Origin of the sequence: Bifidobacterium sp. UTCIF-1 (assembly GCF_006408915.1) — a bacterium.
GTDB classification, from domain to species: Bacteria; Actinomycetota; Actinomycetes; order Actinomycetales; family Bifidobacteriaceae; genus Bifidobacterium; species Bifidobacterium reuteri.
In genome coordinates this window covers 126,196-147,063 of record NZ_JFAG01000003.1, presented here as the reverse complement: position 1 = coordinate 147,063, position 20,868 = coordinate 126,196, and the positions used below count along the sequence as shown (strand labels likewise).

Sequence of the window (20,868 nt, the reverse complement as noted above, 5' to 3'; positions counted from 1 at the left end):
CGGGTGACTGTGTGAGTGTCGTTACAGTGTGCGTCGACTGCCGGCGCAGGCAGGCTTGCCGTTGCTCCTATCGTCGGAGCCAATGGAGATAGATTCGGCGGGCATGGAAAAGCCCCGCATGCCGTAGCGTGCGGGGCTTTTCCTCGGTATTCAGTTATCGGTTATTGCCGTGCCTGTACAGTCGTCGGGCAATCGTTCAGCGCTGCTGGCGACGGCGCAGCGCGATGGTCGCGCCACCGGCTGCAGCGAGCAGGATGACTGCGGCGACGATTCCGGCGACGGAGGCACCGGTTCCCGGCAGATCGGCCTTGTTCGGCTTGGCCGTCGGCTTCTTGTCGGCGTTGGGCTTGTTTCCGCTTTGGTTGTTGTTTCCGCTTTGGTTGTTGTTTCCGCTTTGGTTGTTGTTTCCACCCTGTTCGCCGGAACCGTTGGAGTGAGCCTTTTCGGCATCCGCGATCTCGGCGTCCGTGTAGAGCAGCTGCGGGTTGACGGTGGAGACGGAGCTGCCGAACGTCTTGGCTTCATCGGCGCTCAGCGTCTTGGTCACGGTGAACTCGGAAGGCTTGGCTTCGCCGAGCTTGGTCACTCCGAAGTCGACACCGTTGACGTAGAGGCCAAGAGCCAGAGGCTTCGGGGCGTTCGCGTAGACCGGCAGGTCGAAGGCCACGGACACCTTGTTGCCGTCAACCGAGGAGCTCTTGAGCTCGATGCCTGCGGGGGAGGTGTCGCCCTTGACGTCCTTGTGGGAGCCAAGGTAATCAATCAGACCGTCGACGTCGACCGTGCCGGTCAGCTGCGGCTGGCCCTGCGCGGTGAATCCGGTGAAGCCGTCGCCGCCGGCCAGCAGGAAGGAGTTGCCGGCGACCGTCACCGCGTCGTCGTCCTTCACCTGCTTGCCGTCGACGAACACGTCGGTCACGGTGGCGACCGGAGCCTTGGTGTTGGCGTCCGCGGCCAAGGTGTAGACGAAGGTCACGTTCGAGGAGATACCCAGACGGACCACGTTGGACTTGCCGTCCTTGATCTGCCACTGCTGGGCGAGGACGTCCTTGAGCTGCTTGCCGGTGAGGGTGACCACACTGTTGTCGTTGCCGAACGGCAGCATGCTGTACGCCTCTTTGACGGTGATCTGCTTGTCGCCGTCAAGGTCGAGGTTGTCGGTACGCAGCCCGCCGGGGTTGATGAAGCCGATGGAGGCCTTCGCACCCACGGACGTCTTCTTGGCGGACTCGAGCGCGGCGTCGGCGTTCAGGGTACCGAGCTGGGTCTCGGCGCTCCAGTCGCCCTTGGCGAAGTTCGCGGACTTGTCGATGGTGCCGACGACCTTCTTGCCGGCTTCGGCGGAATCCGCCTGCGCCTGCTTGTAGACCTTGGCGGCCGGGCCGTTGTCATCGCCTTCGAAGCCTTTGGACGGAGCGGTGCCGTCCTTGTTGGTCACGAATGTGACGTCATACTGGGAGGCGTTCTGCACGGTGACCTTGGCGTTCTTGCCTGTGCCCTCGATGTAGAGGTCCTGGGCGGCGGCGTCCTGACCGTACTTGCCGGCCTCGATGATCGGGGCGCCGGACTTGGTGGTGGTGCCGTACTCGTTACGGTGGCTGTGGCCGCCGTAGACCAGATCGACATTCGCGTTGAGGCCTTCGCCGTCGGAGGCGATGGTTTCGCCGTCCTCGTGGATCAGGGCTACGACCGCGTCGGCCTCGCCGTTGGACTCATCGCCATCGGACAGCTGGTCGGCGACCTTGTTCACGGCCTGGACCGGATTGGTCACCGTGACGCCCTGCATCACGCTGGGGGAGACCACATTCTTCAGATCGGACGTGATGGCGCCCACGAAGGCGACCTTCTTGCCGTTGACGGTCTTGATGGTGTACGGCTTGAGACGATCGGATGTGAGCGCGCCGCCGGAGATGTTGGCGGCCACCCAGTCGATGCCGTACTGCGGGTCGGCGATGCGGTTGTTGAAGTCCGCAGTGCCCTTGTCGAGCTCATGGTTGCCCAAGGCGCTCACGCTCAGGCCCCAGGCTTTCGCCATGTTCAGGGTCGGGGTGTCCTGGAAGTAGGAGGACTCGAACGGGGATGCGCCTACAAGGTCGCCGCTGGAGACGAACACGCTGTTGCCGGGGTTGTGCTGGACGGCGAGCTTCTGGTAGGCAGCTTCCATCCACTGGCCGGTCTCGATGTGGCCATGGAAATCGGTGATGTCGAACACCGTCACCTGCTTGGCGTCCTTACCGGGCTGGTCAGGCTTGGTGGAGCCGTTGTTGTCGGAATCCGGGTGGTTGCCGTTGTCGGCGTATTCCTCACCGATCACCGACGGGGTGGCTGCGCCGGGCTCGACCTTGACCACGTCACCGTTCTCGTCAAGGGTCACGGTAGCGCTCAGAGCGGCGGCCAGGTTGATGCGCTGCCAGCCGGCGGAAGAGGAGTCGAGCGGGTATCCGCCATCGATCGCGGTCTTGGCGAGGATGGCCTCGCGCTGGTCGCGGTGCAGCTTCGGGTAGGCGATCTTCAGCAGGTCGGCGGAACCCTCAGGGGCGGTGAATTCGGTACCGGCGGTGGTCTTGTCGAAGCCGTAGGTCAGACGGTTCGTGTAGACGCGCAATGCCGAGGCGCGGTCGGTGACCGGCTCCTTGCTCACGGCGTCCACGAAAGCGTTCTGGTATCCGTTGGAGGCGTTCGCGCCGAGGTTGTTCACGCACTCGGTCACGGTCGCGTAATCGGAGTCCTGCTTGGTGGCGTGGCCGTCCGCCACACATTTGGCGGCCAAGTAGGACTGCAGCTGGTCGGATGCGGGCTTGACGTACTTGTCGTAGTAGGTGCTCCAGTAGTAACCATTCGCCACCTCGCCGTCGATGCGGCCGCCCATGATGTCGAGCGGGTAGTGCACGCCGAGCACGATGCGGTTGTTGCCCGCCTCGGAGGTACGGGTCAGGATCTCAGGCGCGAGCTGCGGAAGCATGCCGGCCAGAGCCACGCCCCAGGAGTAGGCGCCGGTGGTGTGCCCGGACGGGAAGGAGCCGGAGCCGGCCAATCCGTCATATTCGGCGGAATGCGTATTGCCCTGGGCATCGGTCCAATCCGGCACGCGCTTGATGTTCCCGTTGATGTTCGTGATCTCGTTCTTGCCGCCGTTGGTGCGGTCCTCGAACGGACGTGGATGCTGGAAGTGCTTCTTGGCGGTGGATGTGGAGATAGTGTCGTACTTGAATATGTCCGAGACCTTCTTCAGGCTGCCATCGGCCAGACCAGCGGAGAAGTATCCGCCAAGCACCGGGCCGAGGGAGTCCGGCAGGGTTTCGGCGGCGCTCATGTCCGCATCCACCAGGGCGCGCTGCTGCTGGGCGGTCGCGGTGGTGCCGTCGCCGCCTTCGGCTGCGGCGTTGTTGATCTGCTGGATGTACGCGTCATCGTGGTCGAGCACCGTCTGATTCAGCACCTTGCCGCCAGCGGTTTCGGTGGCCGGCTGCCAGTAGCTGTCATACTCGCCGAGCAGTTGCACGAGATTCGGCTTGGCGGCACGTGCCTGCGGGGCCGCTGCATAGCCGGAGGCGTCATTCGCGTCGGTTTCGGCATCATAACGGCCTTCGGATGTGGTCGCGTACCTGGTCTCGTCGAATGCATCCGTGGCACCGCCGGCGGCGATGCCGCTGACGCCAGCCGATGGCTGCGATGGAGCGGATTCATTTGCGGAAGCGGTCGTGGTCGCAATCGCGACGCTGGACAGCGTCGCTGCGGCGACGAGCGCGGCGATCATTCTCGCCGTGAACCTGATGGGTTTCACTGTATTCCCTTCCTCTGTGAGGCATTCATAAGGAAAATGCCTTCCCAGACAAGGAACCTAGGAAGGCAAGGTGGAATACGCGCGCAATGAAAGCAAACCGCAGATGAACTTCAGCCGGAAGAGGCCAATATCACACCTTGATCTCGCGCAGACGATGTGCGGCCTCGGTGTCCGTCTCGCAACGCCACGAGTAGAACGCCAACAGTCCCACGGACAACACAGCCAGCGGCAGCCCGCCCAAGCCGGTGAAACGGTAGTTCATCGAGAAGGTGGTGAGCATGGCCCCGCCGATGATGGAGCCTACGGCATTGCCGAAGTTGAAAGCGACCTGCACGGCGGCGCCGGCGATCAGTTCGCCGCCGCCTTGTCCGGCCTCGGTCATCAGCAGCTGCTGCGGCGCGGAAATGAAGAACAGCCCGAATGCAATCCAGAACGTCAGCAGCGCGGTGGTGACGTGATTGCCGGGCAGCAGCAGTACCATGAGCAGTCCGATACCGGAGATTGCCTGTCCGAGGGCGGCTGTGCCGGCGTGGCGCCAACGATCCGTGATGCGACCGCCGATGAGGCCGCCGACCACCATGCCGAACCCTGCCAGCATCATCATCACGGGCACCAGCGCGGAAGACCATCCTCCGGTCTTCTGCAGCCAAGGGGAGACGTAGCTCCACCAGCAGAACACGCCGGCATTGCCGGTGAACACGGCGGCCAGGATCACCCATGGCCCACGGCGGGTCAGGAACCGGAACTGTCCGGCGATGCCGGCGTCCTTGATCGGAGCCACATACGGAATCATGGTCACGGTGAGCACGATGGTCATGGCGGCCCATGCGGCGAGCACGCCGAAGGCCAGACGCCAGTTGAGGTATTCGGCCAGCAGCGTACCCGCCGGTACGCCCAGCATGTTGGCCACGGTCTGACCGGTCACCATCACGGATACGGCCTGTGCCTCCTTGCCCTTGTCGGCCAAGGTCTTGGCGATGAGCGTGGCTGTGCCGAAGAACGCGCCATGCGGCAGCCCGGAGATGAACCGCGCGACGATGAGCACGGCGGCATTTGGCGCGAACGCGGACATCGTGTTGCCTACCAGCGCGATCACCATGAACAGCACGATCAGATTGCGCGGCGGCACCTTGCGGCCGAAGACCAGAATCAGTGTGCCGATGCACACGCCGATGGCATAGGCGGAGATGTAATTGCCTGCGGTGGGGATGGAGACGTGCGTGGCTTCGGCCGCCTGCGGCAGGATGCCCATCATCACGAATTCGGCAGCGCCGAGAATGAAAGCGCCTGAAGCGAGCGCCAGCAAGCTTTTCTTCATGCTGTCAGATTCCCTCTGTTTGTCTGTGTAGTCTGTCCGGTGTCTCTTCGTGCATCGATGTATGTATATGGCGATTGTCAGCCATGCCTATTGATGCCGGCGGGAATTGTACCGCTGTGGGTGCACCGGAATCGGTCGTGAACAATAAAAAAGGAACCACTGGAATTCCAGTGGTTCCTTCCGAGTTGTCGGGCTGGCGGGATTTGAACCCGCGGCCTCTTCGTCCCGAACGAAGCGCGCTACCAAGCTGCGCTACAGCCCGTTTGACAACAGACGTAAATACTACAGTGTTCTTGGCGGAGCGCAAATGCCGGCGTGTCGCGGCATTGTTCGGCCGGAAAACGTTAATCGCCGGTCTTGCGTACACTGATGAATCATGGCTGAAGTTGTTGAAAACACCGAAAAAAGCGAGAATGAAACCCCGGCCGTCCCGCAGATGAGCACTGTCGAACGTGCGGAAATGCTGCTCAAACAGGACGCCACCATCACTGAGAAGATCAAGTCCGGCGCCACGCTGGACGAAGCCGTGGACCCCAGTAATAAGGAGTTCGGTCCGCTGGCGCACCCGGAGCAGGTGCAGATGCGCGTGGCCAAGCGCGCCATGATGCTGGACGCCGGCATCGCCCCGTACCCGGTGCATCTGGACGTGACCACCACCATCGAGGCCGTGCGCGCCAAGTATGACGGCAAGCTCGAGGCCGGTCAGGAGACCGAGGACATGGTGGGCATCGCCGGCCGTGTGCTCTTCCTGCGCAACGCCGGCGGACTGTGCTTCGTTCAGCTGGCTGCCGGCGACGGCACCAAGATCCAGGGCATGATCTCCAAGAAGGAGATCGGTGCCGATTCCCTGAAGCAGTTCAAGCAGCTGGTGGACCTTGGCGACCATCTGTACCTGAAGGGTCGCGTGATCGCCTCCAAGACCGGCGAGCTCTCGGTCTTCGCCACCGAATGGGCCATCGCGTCCAAGGCGTTGCAGCCGCTGCCGGCCCTGCACAAGGACCTCAACGAGGACACGCGCACCCGCAAGCCGTACATCGCGATGATCGCGGACGAGAAGACCCGCAACATGGTGCGCAACCGCTCCAAGGCCGTGGCCTCCCTGCGCCACACGTTCGCCAGCCATGACTTCCTCGAGGTCGAGACCCCGATGCTGCAGACGCTGCACGGCGGCGCGGCGGCACGCCCGTTCACCACGCACATGAACGCCTTCGACCTTGACCTGTACCTGCGCATCGCTCCGGAACTGTTCCTCAAGCGCTGCCTCGTCGGCGGCATCGACCGCGTGTTCGAGATCAACCGCGACTTCCGCAACGAGGGTGTCGACGCCACCCACGCCCCCGAGTTCACGATGGTCGAGGCATATCAGGCGTATGGCACTTATGACTCCATCGGCCAGCTGGTCAAGGAGCTCGTGCAGAAGACTGCTATGGATGTCTACGGCTCCCACAAGGTTACGTTGCTCGACGGCACCGAATACGACTTCGGCGGAGAATGGAAGACCATCAGCATGTACGATTCCCTGTCCGAGGCGCTCGGCGAGGAGATCGTGCCGAACGGCGGCCCCGAGCATCCCGGCACCTCCGTCGAGCACCTCGGCGAGATCGCCGACAAGCTCGGCGTCGAACGCGACGAGGTCGAGAACCACGGCAAGCTTGTTGAGCACCTGTGGGAGCACTTCTACGAGGACAAGCTCTACGAGCCCACCTTCGTGCGCGACTTCCCGGTGGAGACCTCCCCGCTCGTCAAGGGTCATCGCACCAAGCCCGGCGTGGTCGAAAAGTGGGATCTCTACGTGCGCGGCTTCGAGCTGGCCACCGGCTATTCCGAGCTCAACGATCCGGTCGTGCAGCGTGAGCGTTTCGTGGCCCAGGCCAAGGATGCGCTCGCCGGTGACGAGGAGGCCTGCGATATCGATGAGGACTTCCTTGAGGCGCTCGGCGTGGGCATGCCTCCGGCAGGCGGCATGGGCATGGGCATCGACCGACTGCTCATCGCGTTGACCGGCGCCACGATCCGCGAGACCATCACCTTCCCGCTGGTCAAGCCGCTGGTGGCCTGATGAACTGATCTCCTGATTGTCTGATCGCAATGTATTGCGGCTCCGGCTCCTTCCGCTCTCCGTAGGGCGGAAGGAGCCGGAGCCGTTGTTCGTTGTATATTGATCGTCTCGGGGTTCTCGGTTCCTCTGGAGCGGCGACGACGGCGTGTCTCAACCGGGCGGGGCGATACCATCGATAATTTGTTAAGGGCGTTACTCCTTTGGGGAGGCGTTACCGGCCACGAAGCAGCATATCGTGTCTGTTCTCGCGGATATGGCAACCAGAAAACCAAGAACGGAGTAACAATTGGCCTCCTCCTCTGCGCCCCAGAACATGCCTCAGAATACGGCATCCCAGAGCGCCATCTCTCAGGGCCCGGCACCCGACAAACTCGGCAACGCCCCATTCTCGGTCCTTGTGCCAGTCATGATGTCCTTCTTCGTGATGGGCTTCGTGGACCTTGTCGGCACGGCCTCCAACTATGTGCAGACTGATTTCGGCCTGTCCGATTCGGTCAGCAACATCTTCACCACCATGACCTTCTTCTGGTTCCTGGTGCTTTCCGTGCCTGCCGGCATGCTGATGAACCGCATCGGCCGACGTATGACCGTGCTGGTGGCCATCGCCATCACCGCAGCCGGCTGCCTGCTGCCGATCATCGGCTATCTCATTCCGGTGCCGATCGTGCAGCTGGTGTTCGTCATCGGCTCATTCTGCCTGCTGGGCATCGGCAACACCTTCATGCAGGTCTCGCTCAACCCTCTCGTCGGCAACCTCGCGCATGACGAGAAGCTTGCCGGCATGCTCACCTTCGGGCAGTTCGTCAAGGCCATCGCCTCCTTCATCGCACCGCTGATCGCTGGGTGGGCCGCCACCATGTTCGGCAAATGGTGGCTGCTCTACCCGATCTATCTGGTGTGCGCGATTCTCGCGTTCGTGATGCTCGCCTTCGACGATATCAAGGAGAACGCGCCGGATACCGGCAGAACCAGCATGCTCAGCTGTTTCGCGCTGCTCAGGAACCCCGTGATCCTGCTGTGCTTCCTCGGAATCGTGTGCCATGTGGGCGTCGACGTCGGCATCAACGCAACCGCACCGAAGATTCTCATGGAGCATTCATCCATGGGCATCGAGGTGGCGGGTGGCGCCACCAGCGTCTACTTCGCGTTCCGCACGTTGAGCTGCCTGTCCGGTTCCGTGTTGCTGCAGAAGTTCACCCGTAAGCAGATCCTGCGCGGCTGCGGTGCTCTGATGGCGCTTTCCTCGTTGTGCTTCATCCTGTTCGCCGGATTCGATGGCATGCCGGTTTGGCTTGCATATGCCGGCCTGGCTTTCGTGGGCATGGGCAACGCGAACGTGTTCTCCATCATGCTCACCACCGGTCTGTTGCATCTGCCGGAACGGCAGAACGAGGTTTCCGGCCTGATGATGATCGGCTTGATCGGCGGCGCCATCTTCCCGCCGCTGATGGGTCTGGCCTCCGACGCCATGGGTATGCAGCTCGGCGCGATCCTCGTCATGACTGTCGGCGTGGCGTATGTGGCATTGCTCAGCATCTTCTTCAAGTCATACGGCACCACACGCTGACCGACGGTGCGCGGCTTTCGGTTGATCGCGCACGATTCCTGGCCGGCACTGGTCCCGCCATGCCCATCATTGATATGGGCGTGGCGGGACCTTGTCGTAGTGCGGTCATTCGCTGAAGCATGACATATGCAGAGCGTCATGCGGGTATGGTGGAAGCCATGAATCTGCGTGTATGGATGGGTGGATTGCGTCCGAAGACGCTGCCTGCCTCGATCGCCCCTGTATTGGTAGGTGCAGCGGTGGCGTACCGGCATATCAACGAGCTGAACATCTGCACCTTGGTATACCCCACGCCTCCGCAATGCGTGGCGCGAGGCGTGTTGTACTCGGCGTTGCTCAGCCGATTCTGGCCGGTGTTCATCCTGTGCTTGGCGGTGACGTTGTTGCTGCAGATCGCGGTCAATCTCGCCAATGATTATTCCGATGGCGTGCGCGGCACCGATGAAGGGCGCGATGCAGACGAATCGGATTCCGGACGCAATGGCCGTGACGCCAAACCTCGGAGGTTGGTGGCCTCCGGGGTGCCGCCCAAGCAGGTGCTGTGTGCCGCCGGTGTCGCAGCGGGTCTTGCATGCGTGGCTGGGCTTGTGGCGGTGGTCCTCTCGCAGGCGTGGTGGCTTCTGGCTGTGGGCGCGCTCTCGGTGGCGGCCGGCTGGTTCTATACCGGCGGCAGACATCCCTACGGGTATGCCGGTTTTGGTGAAGTCGCTGTGTTCCTGTTCTTCGGGCTTGCCGCCGTACTGGGCACCGAATATGCGTTGGCTGGCGCTGTGGACGGGCTGGGCGTCGCGGCGGCGGTCTGTTGCGGATTGAATGCGGTGATGCTGCTGATGGTCAACAATCTGCGTGACATCGACGGCGATCGGATTCATGGCAAGCGGACCTTGGCGGTTCGCTTGGGGGAGCGGAGAGCCTCGGTGCTGTTGGCGGTGTGCTGCATTATCGCATGGGTGATCGGCTCGTTCATCTGCATGATGCTGTGGATGCCTTGGGGTGCCGTTGTACTGATCTCCGGCGTCGCCGTGCCGATTCGCATGGTATCCAGCGCATTCAGGCATCAATTCCGCACGGCGCTGAACGACGCCGGTTTCCAGACCTTGTTGTTCGCCGTGGTGGTGGTCGTGTCCGTGGCGGTGTCCTTCTGATGGAGACGGATGTTGCCTCGGCGGGACTTGCCGCAGTCCGCGATTGTCTACGAATAACGCTTGCAATCGCCTGCGATTATGCCAACGCTGTCTAAACGATGCATAAAACATAAGATGAATGCTCGCGTTTGGCGTCATGGGGCGGTAGACTGGCCGTATGTCTTACAAACTAGTACTGCTCCGTCATGGACAGAGCGCATGGAATAAAACCAATCAGTTCACCGGCTGGGTCGACGTACCGCTGACCGAGCAGGGTGAAGCCGAAGCCAAGCGCGGCGGCGAGCTGCTCAAGGAGAAGAACGTCCTTCCGGACATCGTGTTCACCTCCCTGCTGCGTCGCGCCATCAACACCGCCAACATCGCTCTGGATTCCGCAGATCGTCTGTGGATTCCGGTCGAGCGTAGCTGGCGTCTCAACGAGCGTCACTACGGCGCTCTGCAGGGCAAGAACAAGACCGAGATTCGTCAGGAATACGGTGACGAGAAGTTCATGCTGTGGCGTCGTTCCTACGCCACCCCGCCGCCCGAGATCGATCCGGACGACCAGTACGCGCAGAACCACGATCCGCGCTACACCGGCGACCCGGTTCCGGAAGCCGAGTGCCTGGCCGATGTGGTCAAGCGCGTTGAGCCGTACTTCAAGTCCGACATCGAGCCGCAGCTGCGTGCCGGCAAGACCGTGCTGATCGCCGCTCACGGCAACAGCCTCCGCGCCATCGTCAAGATGCTGGACAACCTGACCGAGGAAGAGATCGCCAAGGTCAACATCCCGACCGCCATCCCGCTGCTGTACGAGCTGGATGAGGACTTCAAGCCGATCAAGCCGCGTGGCGAGTACCTGGATCCGGAAGCCGCCGCTGCCGGTGCTGCCGCTGTCGCCGCTCAGGGCCAGAAGTGAGCTAGCTCGTCAAGAGCGCATATCACCTAAGGGGAAGCCACTATTGTGGCTTCCCCTTTTGCATATCCGAATATCATACCCACCGTGTAGTGAAAACACCACCGTGTAGGGATATGCCCACGGTGTAGGGAAACGCCCATGATGTAGGGATTGAAAACGGCTTGATTCCGCCGAAAACATGTTGTTGCTGATACAAGGGTCCCTACATGATGGGGAATTCCCTACATCATGGGAAGTTCCCTACACCGTGGAGCCGTCGTTTCGTTGCCGGGCTCGTTGCCGGTTGCGGCAGGGTGCATCATACGGCAAAAGAAAACGGCGTCCAGTCGTAACCGGATCGCCGTTTCGGGCATCCCCGAGGGGATAGGTATTGAATTATGCCATCGCGTGACCGCGCATCAGTCGATGTCGGTGCCTTCGTCGCGAGTGGGCTTCTTGGAAGGGTCGAAGCCGGAGACGATGTACGCCACACGACGGGCAGCGGAGACGGCGTGATCGCCAAGGCGCTCCAGGAAGCGGCCCAGCAGTACGATATCGGTGGTCTGCTGACGGGTCACTTCATCGGAGAGAGCCAGTTCGAAGGTCTTGTGGTGCAGGTCGTCCAGCTTGTCGTCCGACAGGATGATGTTCTCCGCAAGCTTCTCGTCGCGGGTGTCGAGCAGGGCGACGAGTTCGTCGGCGGTGTGGTTGAGGAACTCGATCATGTCGGCGAACAGCGGCTGAGCGGACTCAGGCAGCGGGGACGCCGGGTACGTGCGGCGTGCGGACTCGGCCACGTGACGAGCGAGGTCGCCCATACGCTCGAAGGTGGAAGCCAGACGCAGGGTGGAAACCACGACACGAAGGTCGGTGGCAACCGGGTTCTGCTTGGCGAGCAGCTTCACGCACTGGTCGATGATGGAAGATTCAAGGGCGTCAATCTCGATGTCGCCGTCGATGACGGTTTGCGCAGCTTCGACGTCCTGCTTCAACAGGGCTTCGCCGGCACCGTTGATCGCCTTGCGAACATCCTGCGCCATATGGTCGAGGTCATCAGCAACCTGCTTCAGCTCCTCGTTGAAAATAACGCGCATTTCTCTAGCCTTTCATGCTGTGGTATTACAACCTGTACCAGTGTATTATTCCGGCTGCGACATGCTACATCAACGTAGATAATCGCAACCTCTTGTTGTTCAACTGTTCATTGGACTGTTCACTTATCATTCATATTGTCGGCGCGCCGTACCGAAACACCCGGGTCCATGAAGACCTGTGGAAGAATGGTCTCATGACACAGATGCCGGTCGTCGTGCTTACGATTCTTACCATACTATCCATCGCGTTCGTAGTGCTAGTCGTCGTCATGGCGATCGGCATCGTGACGCATCGGGTCTCAATCGCCTCATCGCATGAGCATGACGATTCGGATGATCTGTCGGACGATACCAGGGCGTTGCTGGCCATGATTCCCGGTGCTTCCATCGTGGTCGACGAGCATGATGCCGTTGTCCGATGCAGTCCGGCTGCCTACCAGCTCGGTGTGGTGGAGGGGGACGCCATCATCGATTCCGAGGTATTGAAGGCCGTGCGTCAGGCCCGTCGATCGGGAGGCAAGCGCCAGTTCGATGTGACCACAAACACTCCCGAACGTTACGCGGGTGGGGACAGGGGCGACGGCGGGCGTGTGGTCACCCGGTCGGTGACGCGTCCGAACTGGCTGAAGGTCACTGTGGCGCGAATCAGTGATGCGTTCGTCATCGTATTGGTGTCAGATGTGAGCGAAGTGGTGCGATTCGGGCATGTTCGTGATTCGTTCATCACGAACGTATCCGAGCAGCTGCTCAAACCCACGGAGGCATTGGGCCAATTGGCTGATGTGCTTGAACGTGATGATCTTGACCACGAACAATTGGTCGACGATGCGCGCCAGGTGCGTTCCAGTTGCAACAAGCTCAATCATATGGTCTCCGACCTGCTGTTGCTGATCCGCGCTCAGGAGCCCATCACGCCTTCATCCGCTAACCGCCTCAATGTGATGGACGTTCTGCGGGTCACGATGCAGCGGCTTGAGCCGGAAGCGCAACGCGCCGACGTGCGGCTGAACCTCAAGGGTGACGATGCGCTGGTGGTCAATGGACAGGCCGATCAGCTCGACAGTGCGGTGACCAAACTCGTGGAGAACGCCATAGGGTATTCGCAGGAAGGCGGCATCGTCAATGTGTCTGCCGTGGCCACCAAGGATGGAGAGCATGCGGCCATTCGCGTAATAGATCAGGGCAGAGGCATCGCGAAACAGGACCAGAGCCGGATCTTTGAGCGCTTCTATCGTGGTTCCTCTCAGACCGAACGTACGGCAGATGGCGTGGGGCTAGGTCTGGCCATTGTCAAGCACGTGGCATTGACCCATCATGGCGATGTGTCGGTGTGGAGCGCTCCCGGTCAGGGCAGCACGTTTACGTTGACCTTGCCTCTGGCACACTGATTGCAATCCAGTATCACAATGCGGTGATGACGTGCAGTAAAGACGGGAGAATACCGAAGAATGGTAGGGCGGTCGTGGGGTATGTTGAGACGGCTCGCCTACAGGCCCAAACGGCGGTAATCCCACCGGTCGAAGAATTCCCAGATCAGCAACAGCAGCCCGATGATGACGCCGGACGCGCACAGAACGACCAATGACTCCGATCCCATGCCGAGGGTCATCATGATGAGCGAGACGATGAGCGCCGCGGCCCATAGACCGGTGCCGATACCGAACACCTTACGCAAATCGACCCGCACCGGCTTGGGTGCGGGTTTGCGAACGGCTGGGTCGATGATGGGCGCAAACTTCATAGTCATAGACTGTAGTAAAGAGGAACGTCAAACGTCCTTTTTACCACGATTCTCCCCTTGCTGCAGTCTTGTGCCAGTAATTCGTTGACCGTATTCCGGCTCCCCTTGTCAGGGGAGCCGTTCGAAACCACTGTCACCGGTGAACTAACCCAGATCACTGTGTTCCGGCTCCCTTGGTCAGTTGTCAGGGGAGCTGTCCCGCGAAGCGGGACTGAGGGGTAGTCATTTCGTCAACGAACTTCCGGCACAAATGCTGCTTGCCTTGTAACGGTCAAAGAGCCTGTGCCCTCGTGTGCGCGTTACAGGCGATCGACTACATAGTCGATGCACTTGGTCAGATTCACCACATCCGCAGGCTCCACGGACGGGAACACGCCTATGCGCAACTGGTTGCGGCCCAGCTTGCGGTATCCGGCGCAATCCACGATGCCGTTTTCGCGCAATATCGCCAGCACCTGATTGGCTTGGACATGCTCGTCCAGATCGATGGTCACCACTGAATGGGAGCGTGCTGCGGGGTCGGCGACGAATGGCTGCGCATAGGAGGACTGTTCCGCCCAGGAATAGAGCAACGACGCGGACTTGGCGCATCGCGCGGTAGCCCAGTCCAAGCCCCCGTTGTCGTTGAGCCATCGGACCTGATTCTCCATCATGATGAGATTGGCCACTGACGGCGTGTTCAGCGTCTGGTCCTTGCGGGAGTTCGCCAAAGCGCTGGTGAGCGAGAGGAATGGGGGCACCCAGCGGCGCACGCCGTCCAGATGTGCGCTGGACTCCACTCGTTCGGCTCGTTCGATGGCCGCCGGGGAGAGCACGGCTACCCAGAGGCCTCCATCCGATCCGAATGCCTTCTGGGGGGAGAAGTAGTACACGTCGGTCTGGCTGATGTCCACCGGCAGGGCACCGGCCGCACTGGTGCCGTCGATGATGGTGAGGGCCCCGGATTCCTGACTGCCCGGCACGCGGCGTACGGGTGCCGCCACGCCGGTGGAGGTTTCGTTATGCGCCCAGCAGTAGGCGTCCACGCCTTCGGTGAATTCGGGCAGACGATAGGTGCCGGGATCGGAGGCGAACAGGGCCGGCTTCTCAAGGAACGGAGCGTTCGCGGCCGATGTGGCGAATTTCGCGCTGAACGAACCATAGGTGCCGAACGCGGCGCGGCGGGTGATCAGCGAGGCGCAGGCGATCTCCCAAAAAGCGCTGGCGCCGCCGTTGCCCAGTGCGATTTCGTAACCGTCCGGAAGACGGAAGAAGTCGCTCAGCCCGCTGCGGATGGAGCCGACCAGCTGCTTGACCGGTGCCTGACGGTGCGAGGTGCCCATCAATGTGGTGGTGCCGGCTTCCAAGGCGGCGATCTGCTCGGGGCGGACCTTGCTCGGGCCGGAACCGAACCGACCGTCTTCCGGCATGATGGAATGAGGAATCTTTACTGTCGTAGTCACGCGCATAAGGGTAATCGTCGGGTCTGAAGAATGCCTTGATGTGCTCGATTAGCGGATGCGACATGCGCAGTCGCGAGGCTCGTATATCGTTTGACGAGCTGCCGGCTGAGTCAATGTGAACATCCCTATGACACGTGGTCGTTGTACAGTAAGCATCAGTGTCGGTACGGCAGCGCACAGCATAGTGGTGTCGTCAGCCCAACCAAGGAGTTTACAGAGTATGAAGCATGCTTCGCACAAAGCGACCGCGGTCTCGCGCCAGAAGTTCAGCTTAGCGAAGGCGCTGTTCGCCTCCGGAAAGGGCACCCATTCCATTCGTTCCGTACGCGCCGTGCAGTCTGCGGGCGACGATGCGGCAGTACTGGGACTGGATCCCGCAGTGGCTGAAAAAATCAACGAGATTGCTCCGCAGACCCGTCGCTCCATCCGTCAGGCGGCTCGAGCGGCCGAACGTCGTAGCCATATTCTTGCTTCCGCATCGCTGGCGGCTCTGGTGGGCACCGCCGCAGGGGCAATGGCGTTCTCCAACGCGAACGAGGACATCCCGCTCGCTGAAACCACCACCACGACGACCACGCAGCTCAAGCGTGTGGCCGATACTGGAACTGCATCCCGTTCCGAGGCCCGTTCCGATTTGAACGATTCCTCCAGTGTCCAGTCTGCATCCACTGATTCCAATGGCGGATGGGATTTGAGCGTATCCGACAGCTCGTTGGACACCGCTTTGATGAACCGCAATACGGCTCAGAATGTCACGGTCTCCGACCTTATGGATCAGGACCAGGGCGCGCTGCCGGCGGGATTCAACCCGAATCATGATACGGGTGCCAACGCCAACAACTATCCGTGGGGCCAGTGCACGTGGTACGCATACGAGCGTCGCGTGCAATTGGGTCTGCCGGTCGGCGGCAACTTCGGCGACGCCGTTTCATGGGCCGAATCCGCAAGCGCACGCGGGTACTGGGTGGATAACACACCCCGCCATGTCGGCGATGTGGTGGTGTTCGCACCGGGGCAGGAGCACGCCGATTCCTATTATGGCCATGTCGCCGTGGTCGAGAAGGTCAATGCCGATGGCTCCATTGAGATTTCCGAATCGAATTACAAAGGCCTCGGCGTGATTTCCAGCCGTACGTTCTCCGCCGCGCAGGCCGGCGCGTTGCAATACATTCATTACTGATGCTTGACTGCCAATGCTTTATGGCGTTGAGTCAGCAACGTGTCGGTTGCGCTGAGAATGTGGCTGACATTTTGGTACGGTCTTCGGTTGTGCGCTGACGTGGTATACAAGGTTTCTGATATTCGCTGAACGATAAAGCGGTTGGTCAACACGCCGAAGGGTGTGTGGTATTTCATAGTGTCCTGCTTCGCCAAGCATATGTTGCGGGAATCGGGGTCGTGTACAGTAATGGAGTTATGAGGATTGATTCCAAGATAGCTTCCGTGGTCGCTGCGTGCGCGGTGACCGCAAGTCTGGTTTCCTTGGCGCCGGCAGCTGCGGCTGACGAGGGAACCGTCACTTCCACCAAGTCCTTCCCCTCCTACAGTCAGGTGCGTAAGGATTTTGTCGCTGAAGCCACTTCGACCGATGTTTCCAGTGACTCCAGCTGGGGTGATGTTGAAAGCCTGAACGTTCCGCAGACTCAATCGCAGGCCGAAAAGGATGCCGAGGCGCAGAAGAAAGCTCAGGAGGAGGCGGCCAAGAAGGCTGCTGAGGCCCAGAGCCAATCCCAATCACAGGCGGCAAGCCGCGATGACTCCCGGTCCTCGTTGAGCTATTCCGACTCCGGAGCCACCGCTTCTGCCGACGCTGCGGCTTCGATCGATCGTGCATATTCGCTCATCGGCGCTTCCATGGACTGCACGGCGTTGGTCACCAGTGCTCTGGCGGCCCGTGGCATCAATTTCCACGGCTGGCCCGAAGAGTATGTGAATGTGCCTGGCGGATATGTGGTCACCGATGGTTCTCTTCAGCCAGGCGACATCCTGATTTACAAGTACACCAATGGCACCAATGGCGGTTTGCATTACGATCATGTGGCGTTGTACGTCGGCGGCGGCAAAGCCATCCACGGCGGATGGACTGGTGGTGTGGTGGCGTTGGCCGGCACGTTGCCGAACAAGCTCACCACAGTGGTGCGCATTCCTTAAGGTCTTGGTTTTCGATACGTCGAATGGGGCCGGGCGAACAGGTGTCGCCCGGCCCCATTCGACGTATGCGCGTTTTTCCTCAATTCGCTACCGGCCAATCCGAGTGTCGGGGGGTATTGTTGAAGCTACGCGGAATGAAAAACCGCGATAACTTCAAGGAGGTCGTCATGATTAACGACAAGGCCATACTCGTCGGCGTTGACGGGTCGCATGCCAGCTATAAGGCAACATGGTGGGCCGCGAATTATGCCAAGCATGCCGGGCTCACGCTGCAGATTGTCTGCGCGTATTCCCTGCCAAGCTATGCTGCCGTGTCATTTGATGCCACCTACACGGCGATGGGGGATGACAACGCGGCTCATTCCGATGCCCAGGAGATTCTCTCCAAGGCCAAGGCCATCGCGGACGAGCAGGGTGTGGAAGCGGCCACTCTGATTGTCACAGGTGATCCTGCATCCGTGTTCGTGGAGCTTTCCCGCAACTACAATCTCATCGTGATCGGCAACCGCGGCAAGGGTGGTCTTGCGGAACGTCTGCTGGGCACCACGTCCTCGTCGTTGCCCGCATATGCGTATTGCCCGATCGTGGTGGTGCCGTATACCGATGATGACGGCAACCTGATGCACCTGAACAACACGATTACCAAGGTCGCAGTCGGTTCCGACGAGTCCAAGTGGGGGTTGAAGGCTCTGGAGATCGCTGCCGACTTCGCCGCTTCCTGGGGCGCCGAGCTTGACGTGCTCTCCGCCGTGCCGAATCTCAAGGGCATTGACGGCGAAGACGACGTGATGAAGTCCTATCAGGAGGACTTGGACGTACGCGTGAAGCCTCTTCTGGAATCTCACCCCGATTTGAAGATCAACAAGCACATCGTCTCCGGTCCGGCCGTCAGCGCCCTGACGAAGGCCAGCTTCGACCATGATGTGGTAGTGGTGGGCTCCCGTGGGCGCGGCGGCTTCACCGGCCTGCTGCTGGGATCCACCAGTCAGGGGCTGCTGCAGCATGCGGCTGGCCCGGTGTATGTGGTGCCGCGCAAGTATGTCGAGGCGGCCGAATCCCGTCTTGACACGGTGCCGAGCTCGCCGGCCGAAGTGCCTACCAAGTCGCTGGAGGAGATTGCCGGCGTCGAGGAGATTCCGGTGGCAAAGGCCGAGCCGGAAGTGGCCGAGCAGATTGAGAAGACCATCGATCCGGACAAGCAGTAGCTTCACAAAACAATTGACAAAACAACCCTTGCCCGAGAAAAACGTCACTGACGATGGCTCAGTGCACGAGATTCTCGGGCACTGGGCTCATTTCGAGAACAAACGGCGCTGAGTAGCTCTCAGCGCCGTTTGTTCTCGAGCGCACTGTCATATGGTGTCTGAGATCCCCCAGACTCCAATCGGTCGTAAGGGAACCGGTTTCAGTGCTTCACTGTCACGTTCATGCGGACCGGGGTTTCCTGCACATACGTGTGCTTGACGGTGCAAGCCTTATCGATATGACGCGTGATGCGTTCCTTGAGTTTGTCGGCATCCTCCTGAGACAGTCCGGCGTCGGAGGCATCGACTACAACCTGTTCGTCGAAACTGGTGTATGCATCGTTCTCGGGATCGTACGTGCCATCCACCACGATCTTGGCACCCTTGCCTTCGCCAAGCGCATGCTCGATGGCGAACTGGCTGGACAGCGCCGCGCAGCCGGCGAGAGCCACCTTCATCAGGTCACCGGGGGTGAACTGGCCGCGATCCTTGCCGAACTTGATGTGTGCGCCGTCATCGCTGAAGGCGTCCCATGAACCGTCCTTGTTGCGCTCCACCCACAATCGCTTGCCCATGATTCCTCATTTCCGTAGATGCTTCGCAGACCCGACTGACTATGGCAGGGCCCGCGGGGGAGTGCGGCGTTATCCACCGCATCCCCGCTTGATATGGACTGTTCCATTATGCCCCTAAGCTACACTGGTGCACATGGCTTTGACCGAAGAACAACTTGCAGATATCCGTTCGCGTATTCCCGCACGTCCTCAGACCGACATTCCGATGCCATATGAGGATCTGGTGCGTAGGATTCTTGAGCAGGGGACGCTGAAATCCGATCGTACCGGCACTGGCACCATCTCGTTGTTCGGGCAGCAGATGCGGTTCGACCTCTCGAGCTATTTTCCGCTGTTGACCACGAAGACGGTGTTTTTCAAGGGACTGGCATACGAGCTGATCTGGTTCCTCAAAGGCTCCACCAATGTGCGCTGGCTGCAGGAGCACAATGTACATATCTGGGATGAGTGGGCCGATGAGAACGGTGATCTGGGCCCGGTGTATGGAGCGCAGTGGCGTTCCTGGCCCGCTCCCACGCCGGAGGACCCCCATCGCACCATCGATCAGATCAGCAATGTCATGGATCTCATTAAGCACCATCCCGACTCCCGTCGCATGGTGGTCTCCGCATGGAATCCCGCAGAAGTGGAGCTGATGGCGCTGCCGCCATGCCATGCGCTGTTCCAGTTCTATGTGGCCGACGGCAAACTGAGCTGTCAGCTCTACCAGCGCTCCTGCGACATGTTCCTCGGCGTGCCGTTCAACATCGCGTCCTATTCGTTGCTGACGCTGATGATGGCGCAGCAGGCTGGACTGGAACCGGGCGAATTCGTCTGGACAGGCGGTGACTGCCATGTATATGACAATCACATCGACCAGGTGCTTGAGCAGCTGAGCCGCGACCCGTATCCATATCCGCAGATCGAAATCCGTAAGGCTGATTCGCTGTTCGATTATCAGTACGACGATTTCAAGATTATCGGATACCAGCATCACCCCACCATCAAGGCGCCGGTGGCTGTCTGACTTCGTCATCCAGCCACCTTCGGCGACACGGTGGTGTCGCCTCACCTCACCTACGGACAGTCCACAGGACTGTCCGCTTGACGGTTCGGCTGTCTGAGAGTCGGGCGCATCAACTACACTGAGGCGCAGTTCCTTGAATTCCAGGAGGAGTAGACGAAATGGAGCATGACAGTAGCCGCAGCGGCTATCACGAACCCGAGCCCGGATCTGCCGGGCTGTCTGAAGTCGAAGAGGACTGGGGGGATGATTTCCCCAAGACCTTTTCGGTCAATCTGATCTGGGCTGAAGCCCGCGACAAAGAAGGTCGTCCGGGGGCTATCGGTTTCCAGGGTGGAATGCCTTGGCATTGCGCGGAAGACATGAAACACTTCAAAGAGCTGACTGTCTCGCACCCGGTGATCATGGGGCGCAAGACCTGGGAATCTCTGGGATTGAAGTACCGTCCGCTGCCGAATCGCGACAACATCGTCGTTTCTCGGGATCCGTTGTACAGTGCGCCGGGCGCGACAGTGGTCACCAGTCTGGACGACGCCCTCGATTTGGCCCGTCAGGAAGCCATTCCCGATGATGGTCTCGATCGGTCGGAAATCTGGATAATCGGCGGAGCGCAGCTGTTCGCCAAGGCTCTTCCATTCGCCAACAAGGCATATATCACCACACTGGATGCCGAGGTGGATGCGGATTCCTACGCTCCAGACATGCAGGCTCTGATCGAGGCCGGCTTGTGGAGCGAGGCCGAGGTGGGGCACTGGCACAAGCCCGCCGATCCCGATTGCGGCATTCGCGCATACCGGTTCTCCGTCCTGACCAAGACCAAGTAATAGATATCAGGCATTACGCCATACTCCATATCACAGAATGATTG

General features: G+C 60.5%; 16 protein-coding genes and 1 tRNA gene. 10 read left to right on the top strand and 7 right to left on the bottom strand.

Annotation, left to right across the window (positions count from 1 at the left end; all coding sequences use genetic code 11):
- Positions 1–196: 196 nt before the first annotated feature.
- From BW09_RS02410 to BW09_RS02400, 3 genes are all read right to left on the bottom strand, one after another.
- Positions 197–3,784, bottom strand: coding sequence for a 5'-nucleotidase C-terminal domain-containing protein (locus tag BW09_RS02410; protein WP_238567004.1), 3,588 nt, complete (start codon positions 3,782–3,784; stop codon positions 197–199).
- Positions 3,785–3,914: 130 nt separating this feature from the next.
- A complete protein-coding gene (locus BW09_RS02405) occupies positions 3,915–5,102 on the bottom strand; it encodes an MFS transporter (RefSeq protein ID WP_044088964.1) in 1,188 nt (395 codons plus the stop codon).
- A 188-nt stretch (positions 5,103–5,290) separates the two neighbouring features.
- A tRNA-Pro gene (locus BW09_RS02400) sits at positions 5,291–5,364 on the bottom strand.
- 114 nt (positions 5,365–5,478) lie between these two features.
- On the opposite strand from BW09_RS02400, the gene lysS reads away from it, so the two are divergent.
- The 4 genes from lysS (at position 5,479) to BW09_RS02380 (ending at position 10,771) form a co-directional block, all read left to right on the top strand.
- Positions 5,479–7,161: a lysine--tRNA ligase gene (gene lysS, locus BW09_RS02395; RefSeq protein WP_044088965.1), complete on the top strand. Its 1,683-nt coding sequence runs from the start codon at positions 5,479–5,481 to the stop codon at positions 7,159–7,161.
- 313 nt (positions 7,162–7,474) lie between these two features.
- The gene (locus BW09_RS02390; RefSeq protein WP_081886558.1) at positions 7,475–8,728 is read left to right on the top strand and encodes an MFS transporter; all 1,254 of its coding nucleotides are present in this window, start codon (positions 7,475–7,477) and stop codon (positions 8,726–8,728) included.
- A 158-nt stretch (positions 8,729–8,886) separates the two neighbouring features.
- A complete protein-coding gene (gene menA, locus BW09_RS02385; RefSeq protein WP_044089045.1) occupies positions 8,887–9,873 on the top strand; it encodes a 1,4-dihydroxy-2-naphthoate octaprenyltransferase in 987 nt (328 codons plus the stop codon).
- A gap of 157 nt (positions 9,874–10,030) precedes the next feature.
- Complete coding sequence (locus tag BW09_RS02380; protein WP_044088966.1) at positions 10,031–10,771, top strand: phosphoglyceromutase; 741 nt, start codon at positions 10,031–10,033, stop codon at positions 10,769–10,771.
- A gap of 398 nt (positions 10,772–11,169) precedes the next feature.
- Here BW09_RS02380 and phoU read toward each other — a convergent pair whose 3' ends face one another.
- Positions 11,170–11,844, bottom strand: coding sequence for a phosphate signaling complex protein PhoU (gene phoU, locus BW09_RS02375; RefSeq protein WP_140462663.1), 675 nt, complete (start codon positions 11,842–11,844; stop codon positions 11,170–11,172).
- Positions 11,845–12,038: 194 nt separating this feature from the next.
- Here phoU and BW09_RS02370 point away from each other — a divergent pair, with 194 nt between their 5' ends.
- Positions 12,039–13,232: a cell wall metabolism sensor histidine kinase WalK gene (locus BW09_RS02370; RefSeq protein ID WP_044088968.1), complete on the top strand. Its 1,194-nt coding sequence runs from the start codon at positions 12,039–12,041 to the stop codon at positions 13,230–13,232.
- Between the two features lie 98 nt (positions 13,233–13,330).
- Here the strand turns inward: BW09_RS02370 and BW09_RS02365 are convergent, their stop codons facing one another.
- Positions 13,331–13,585 carry a hypothetical protein gene (locus BW09_RS02365; protein WP_044088969.1) on the bottom strand — a complete coding sequence of 85 codons (255 nt, stop codon included), beginning with the start codon at positions 13,583–13,585 and terminating at the stop codon, positions 13,331–13,333.
- 299 nt (positions 13,586–13,884) lie between these two features.
- The gene (gene serC, locus BW09_RS02360; RefSeq protein ID WP_044089046.1) at positions 13,885–15,027 is read right to left on the bottom strand and encodes a phosphoserine transaminase; all 1,143 of its coding nucleotides are present in this window, start codon (positions 15,025–15,027) and stop codon (positions 13,885–13,887) included.
- A gap of 220 nt (positions 15,028–15,247) precedes the next feature.
- On the opposite strand from serC, the gene BW09_RS02355 reads away from it, so the two are divergent.
- The 3 genes from BW09_RS02355 to BW09_RS02345 all read left to right on the top strand — a co-directional run bounded on the left by BW09_RS02355 (position 15,248) and on the right by BW09_RS02345 (position 18,383).
- Positions 15,248–16,207 (top strand): CHAP domain-containing protein, encoded by a 960-nt coding sequence (locus tag BW09_RS02355; protein WP_044088970.1) that lies wholly within the window; start codon positions 15,248–15,250, stop codon positions 16,205–16,207.
- A 236-nt stretch (positions 16,208–16,443) separates the two neighbouring features.
- Positions 16,444–17,178 (top strand): NlpC/P60 family protein, encoded by a 735-nt coding sequence (locus BW09_RS02350; RefSeq protein ID WP_044088971.1) that lies wholly within the window; start codon positions 16,444–16,446, stop codon positions 17,176–17,178.
- Positions 17,179–17,345: 167 nt separating this feature from the next.
- Positions 17,346–18,383, top strand: coding sequence for a universal stress protein (locus tag BW09_RS02345; protein ID WP_044088972.1), 1,038 nt, complete (start codon positions 17,346–17,348; stop codon positions 18,381–18,383).
- Between the two features lie 200 nt (positions 18,384–18,583).
- Here BW09_RS02345 and BW09_RS02340 read toward each other — a convergent pair whose 3' ends face one another.
- Positions 18,584–18,997, bottom strand: a complete 414-nt coding sequence (locus BW09_RS02340) for an OsmC family protein (protein WP_044088973.1) — start codon at positions 18,995–18,997, stop codon at positions 18,584–18,586.
- Between the two features lie 205 nt (positions 18,998–19,202).
- Between BW09_RS02340 and BW09_RS02335 the strand changes: the two genes are divergently transcribed.
- Together BW09_RS02335 and BW09_RS02330 are read left to right on the top strand one after the other, a co-directional pair.
- Positions 19,203–20,003, top strand: a complete 801-nt coding sequence (locus tag BW09_RS02335; protein ID WP_181161750.1) for a thymidylate synthase — start codon at positions 19,203–19,205, stop codon at positions 20,001–20,003.
- A gap of 158 nt (positions 20,004–20,161) precedes the next feature.
- Positions 20,162–20,824 (top strand): dihydrofolate reductase, encoded by a 663-nt coding sequence (locus tag BW09_RS02330; protein ID WP_140462666.1) that lies wholly within the window; start codon positions 20,162–20,164, stop codon positions 20,822–20,824.
- Positions 20,825–20,868 lie beyond the last annotated feature (44 nt).

Excerpts from the sequence above, each read along its gene's own strand:
- BW09_RS02380 (WP_044088966.1), top strand. The coding sequence starts at position 10,031 with ATGTCTTACAAACTAGTACTGCTCCGTCATGGACAGAGCGCATGGAAT.
- BW09_RS02390 (WP_081886558.1), top strand. The coding sequence starts at position 7,475 with ATGCCTCAGAATACGGCATCCCAGAGCGCCATCTCTCAGGGCCCGGCA.
- phoU (WP_140462663.1), bottom strand. The coding sequence starts at position 11,844 with ATGCGCGTTATTTTCAACGAGGAGCTGAAGCAGGTTGCTGATGACCTC.
- BW09_RS02355 (WP_044088970.1), top strand. The coding sequence starts at position 15,248 with ATGAAGCATGCTTCGCACAAAGCGACCGCGGTCTCGCGCCAGAAGTTC.
- BW09_RS02405 (WP_044088964.1), bottom strand. The coding sequence starts at position 5,102 with ATGAAGAAAAGCTTGCTGGCGCTCGCTTCAGGCGCTTTCATTCTCGGC.
- BW09_RS02350 (WP_044088971.1), top strand. The coding sequence starts at position 16,444 with ATGAGGATTGATTCCAAGATAGCTTCCGTGGTCGCTGCGTGCGCGGTG.
- BW09_RS02365 (WP_044088969.1), bottom strand. The coding sequence starts at position 13,585 with ATGAAGTTTGCGCCCATCATCGACCCAGCCGTTCGCAAACCCGCACCC.
- BW09_RS02340 (WP_044088973.1), bottom strand. The coding sequence starts at position 18,997 with ATGGGCAAGCGATTGTGGGTGGAGCGCAACAAGGACGGTTCATGGGAC.
- BW09_RS02335 (WP_181161750.1), top strand. The coding sequence starts at position 19,203 with ATGCCATATGAGGATCTGGTGCGTAGGATTCTTGAGCAGGGGACGCTG.
- BW09_RS02345 (WP_044088972.1), top strand. The coding sequence starts at position 17,346 with ATGATTAACGACAAGGCCATACTCGTCGGCGTTGACGGGTCGCATGCC.
- BW09_RS02370 (WP_044088968.1), top strand. The coding sequence starts at position 12,039 with ATGACACAGATGCCGGTCGTCGTGCTTACGATTCTTACCATACTATCC.
- menA (WP_044089045.1), top strand. The coding sequence starts at position 8,887 with ATGAATCTGCGTGTATGGATGGGTGGATTGCGTCCGAAGACGCTGCCT.
- BW09_RS02330 (WP_140462666.1), top strand. The coding sequence starts at position 20,162 with ATGGAGCATGACAGTAGCCGCAGCGGCTATCACGAACCCGAGCCCGGA.
- lysS (WP_044088965.1), top strand. The coding sequence starts at position 5,479 with ATGGCTGAAGTTGTTGAAAACACCGAAAAAAGCGAGAATGAAACCCCG.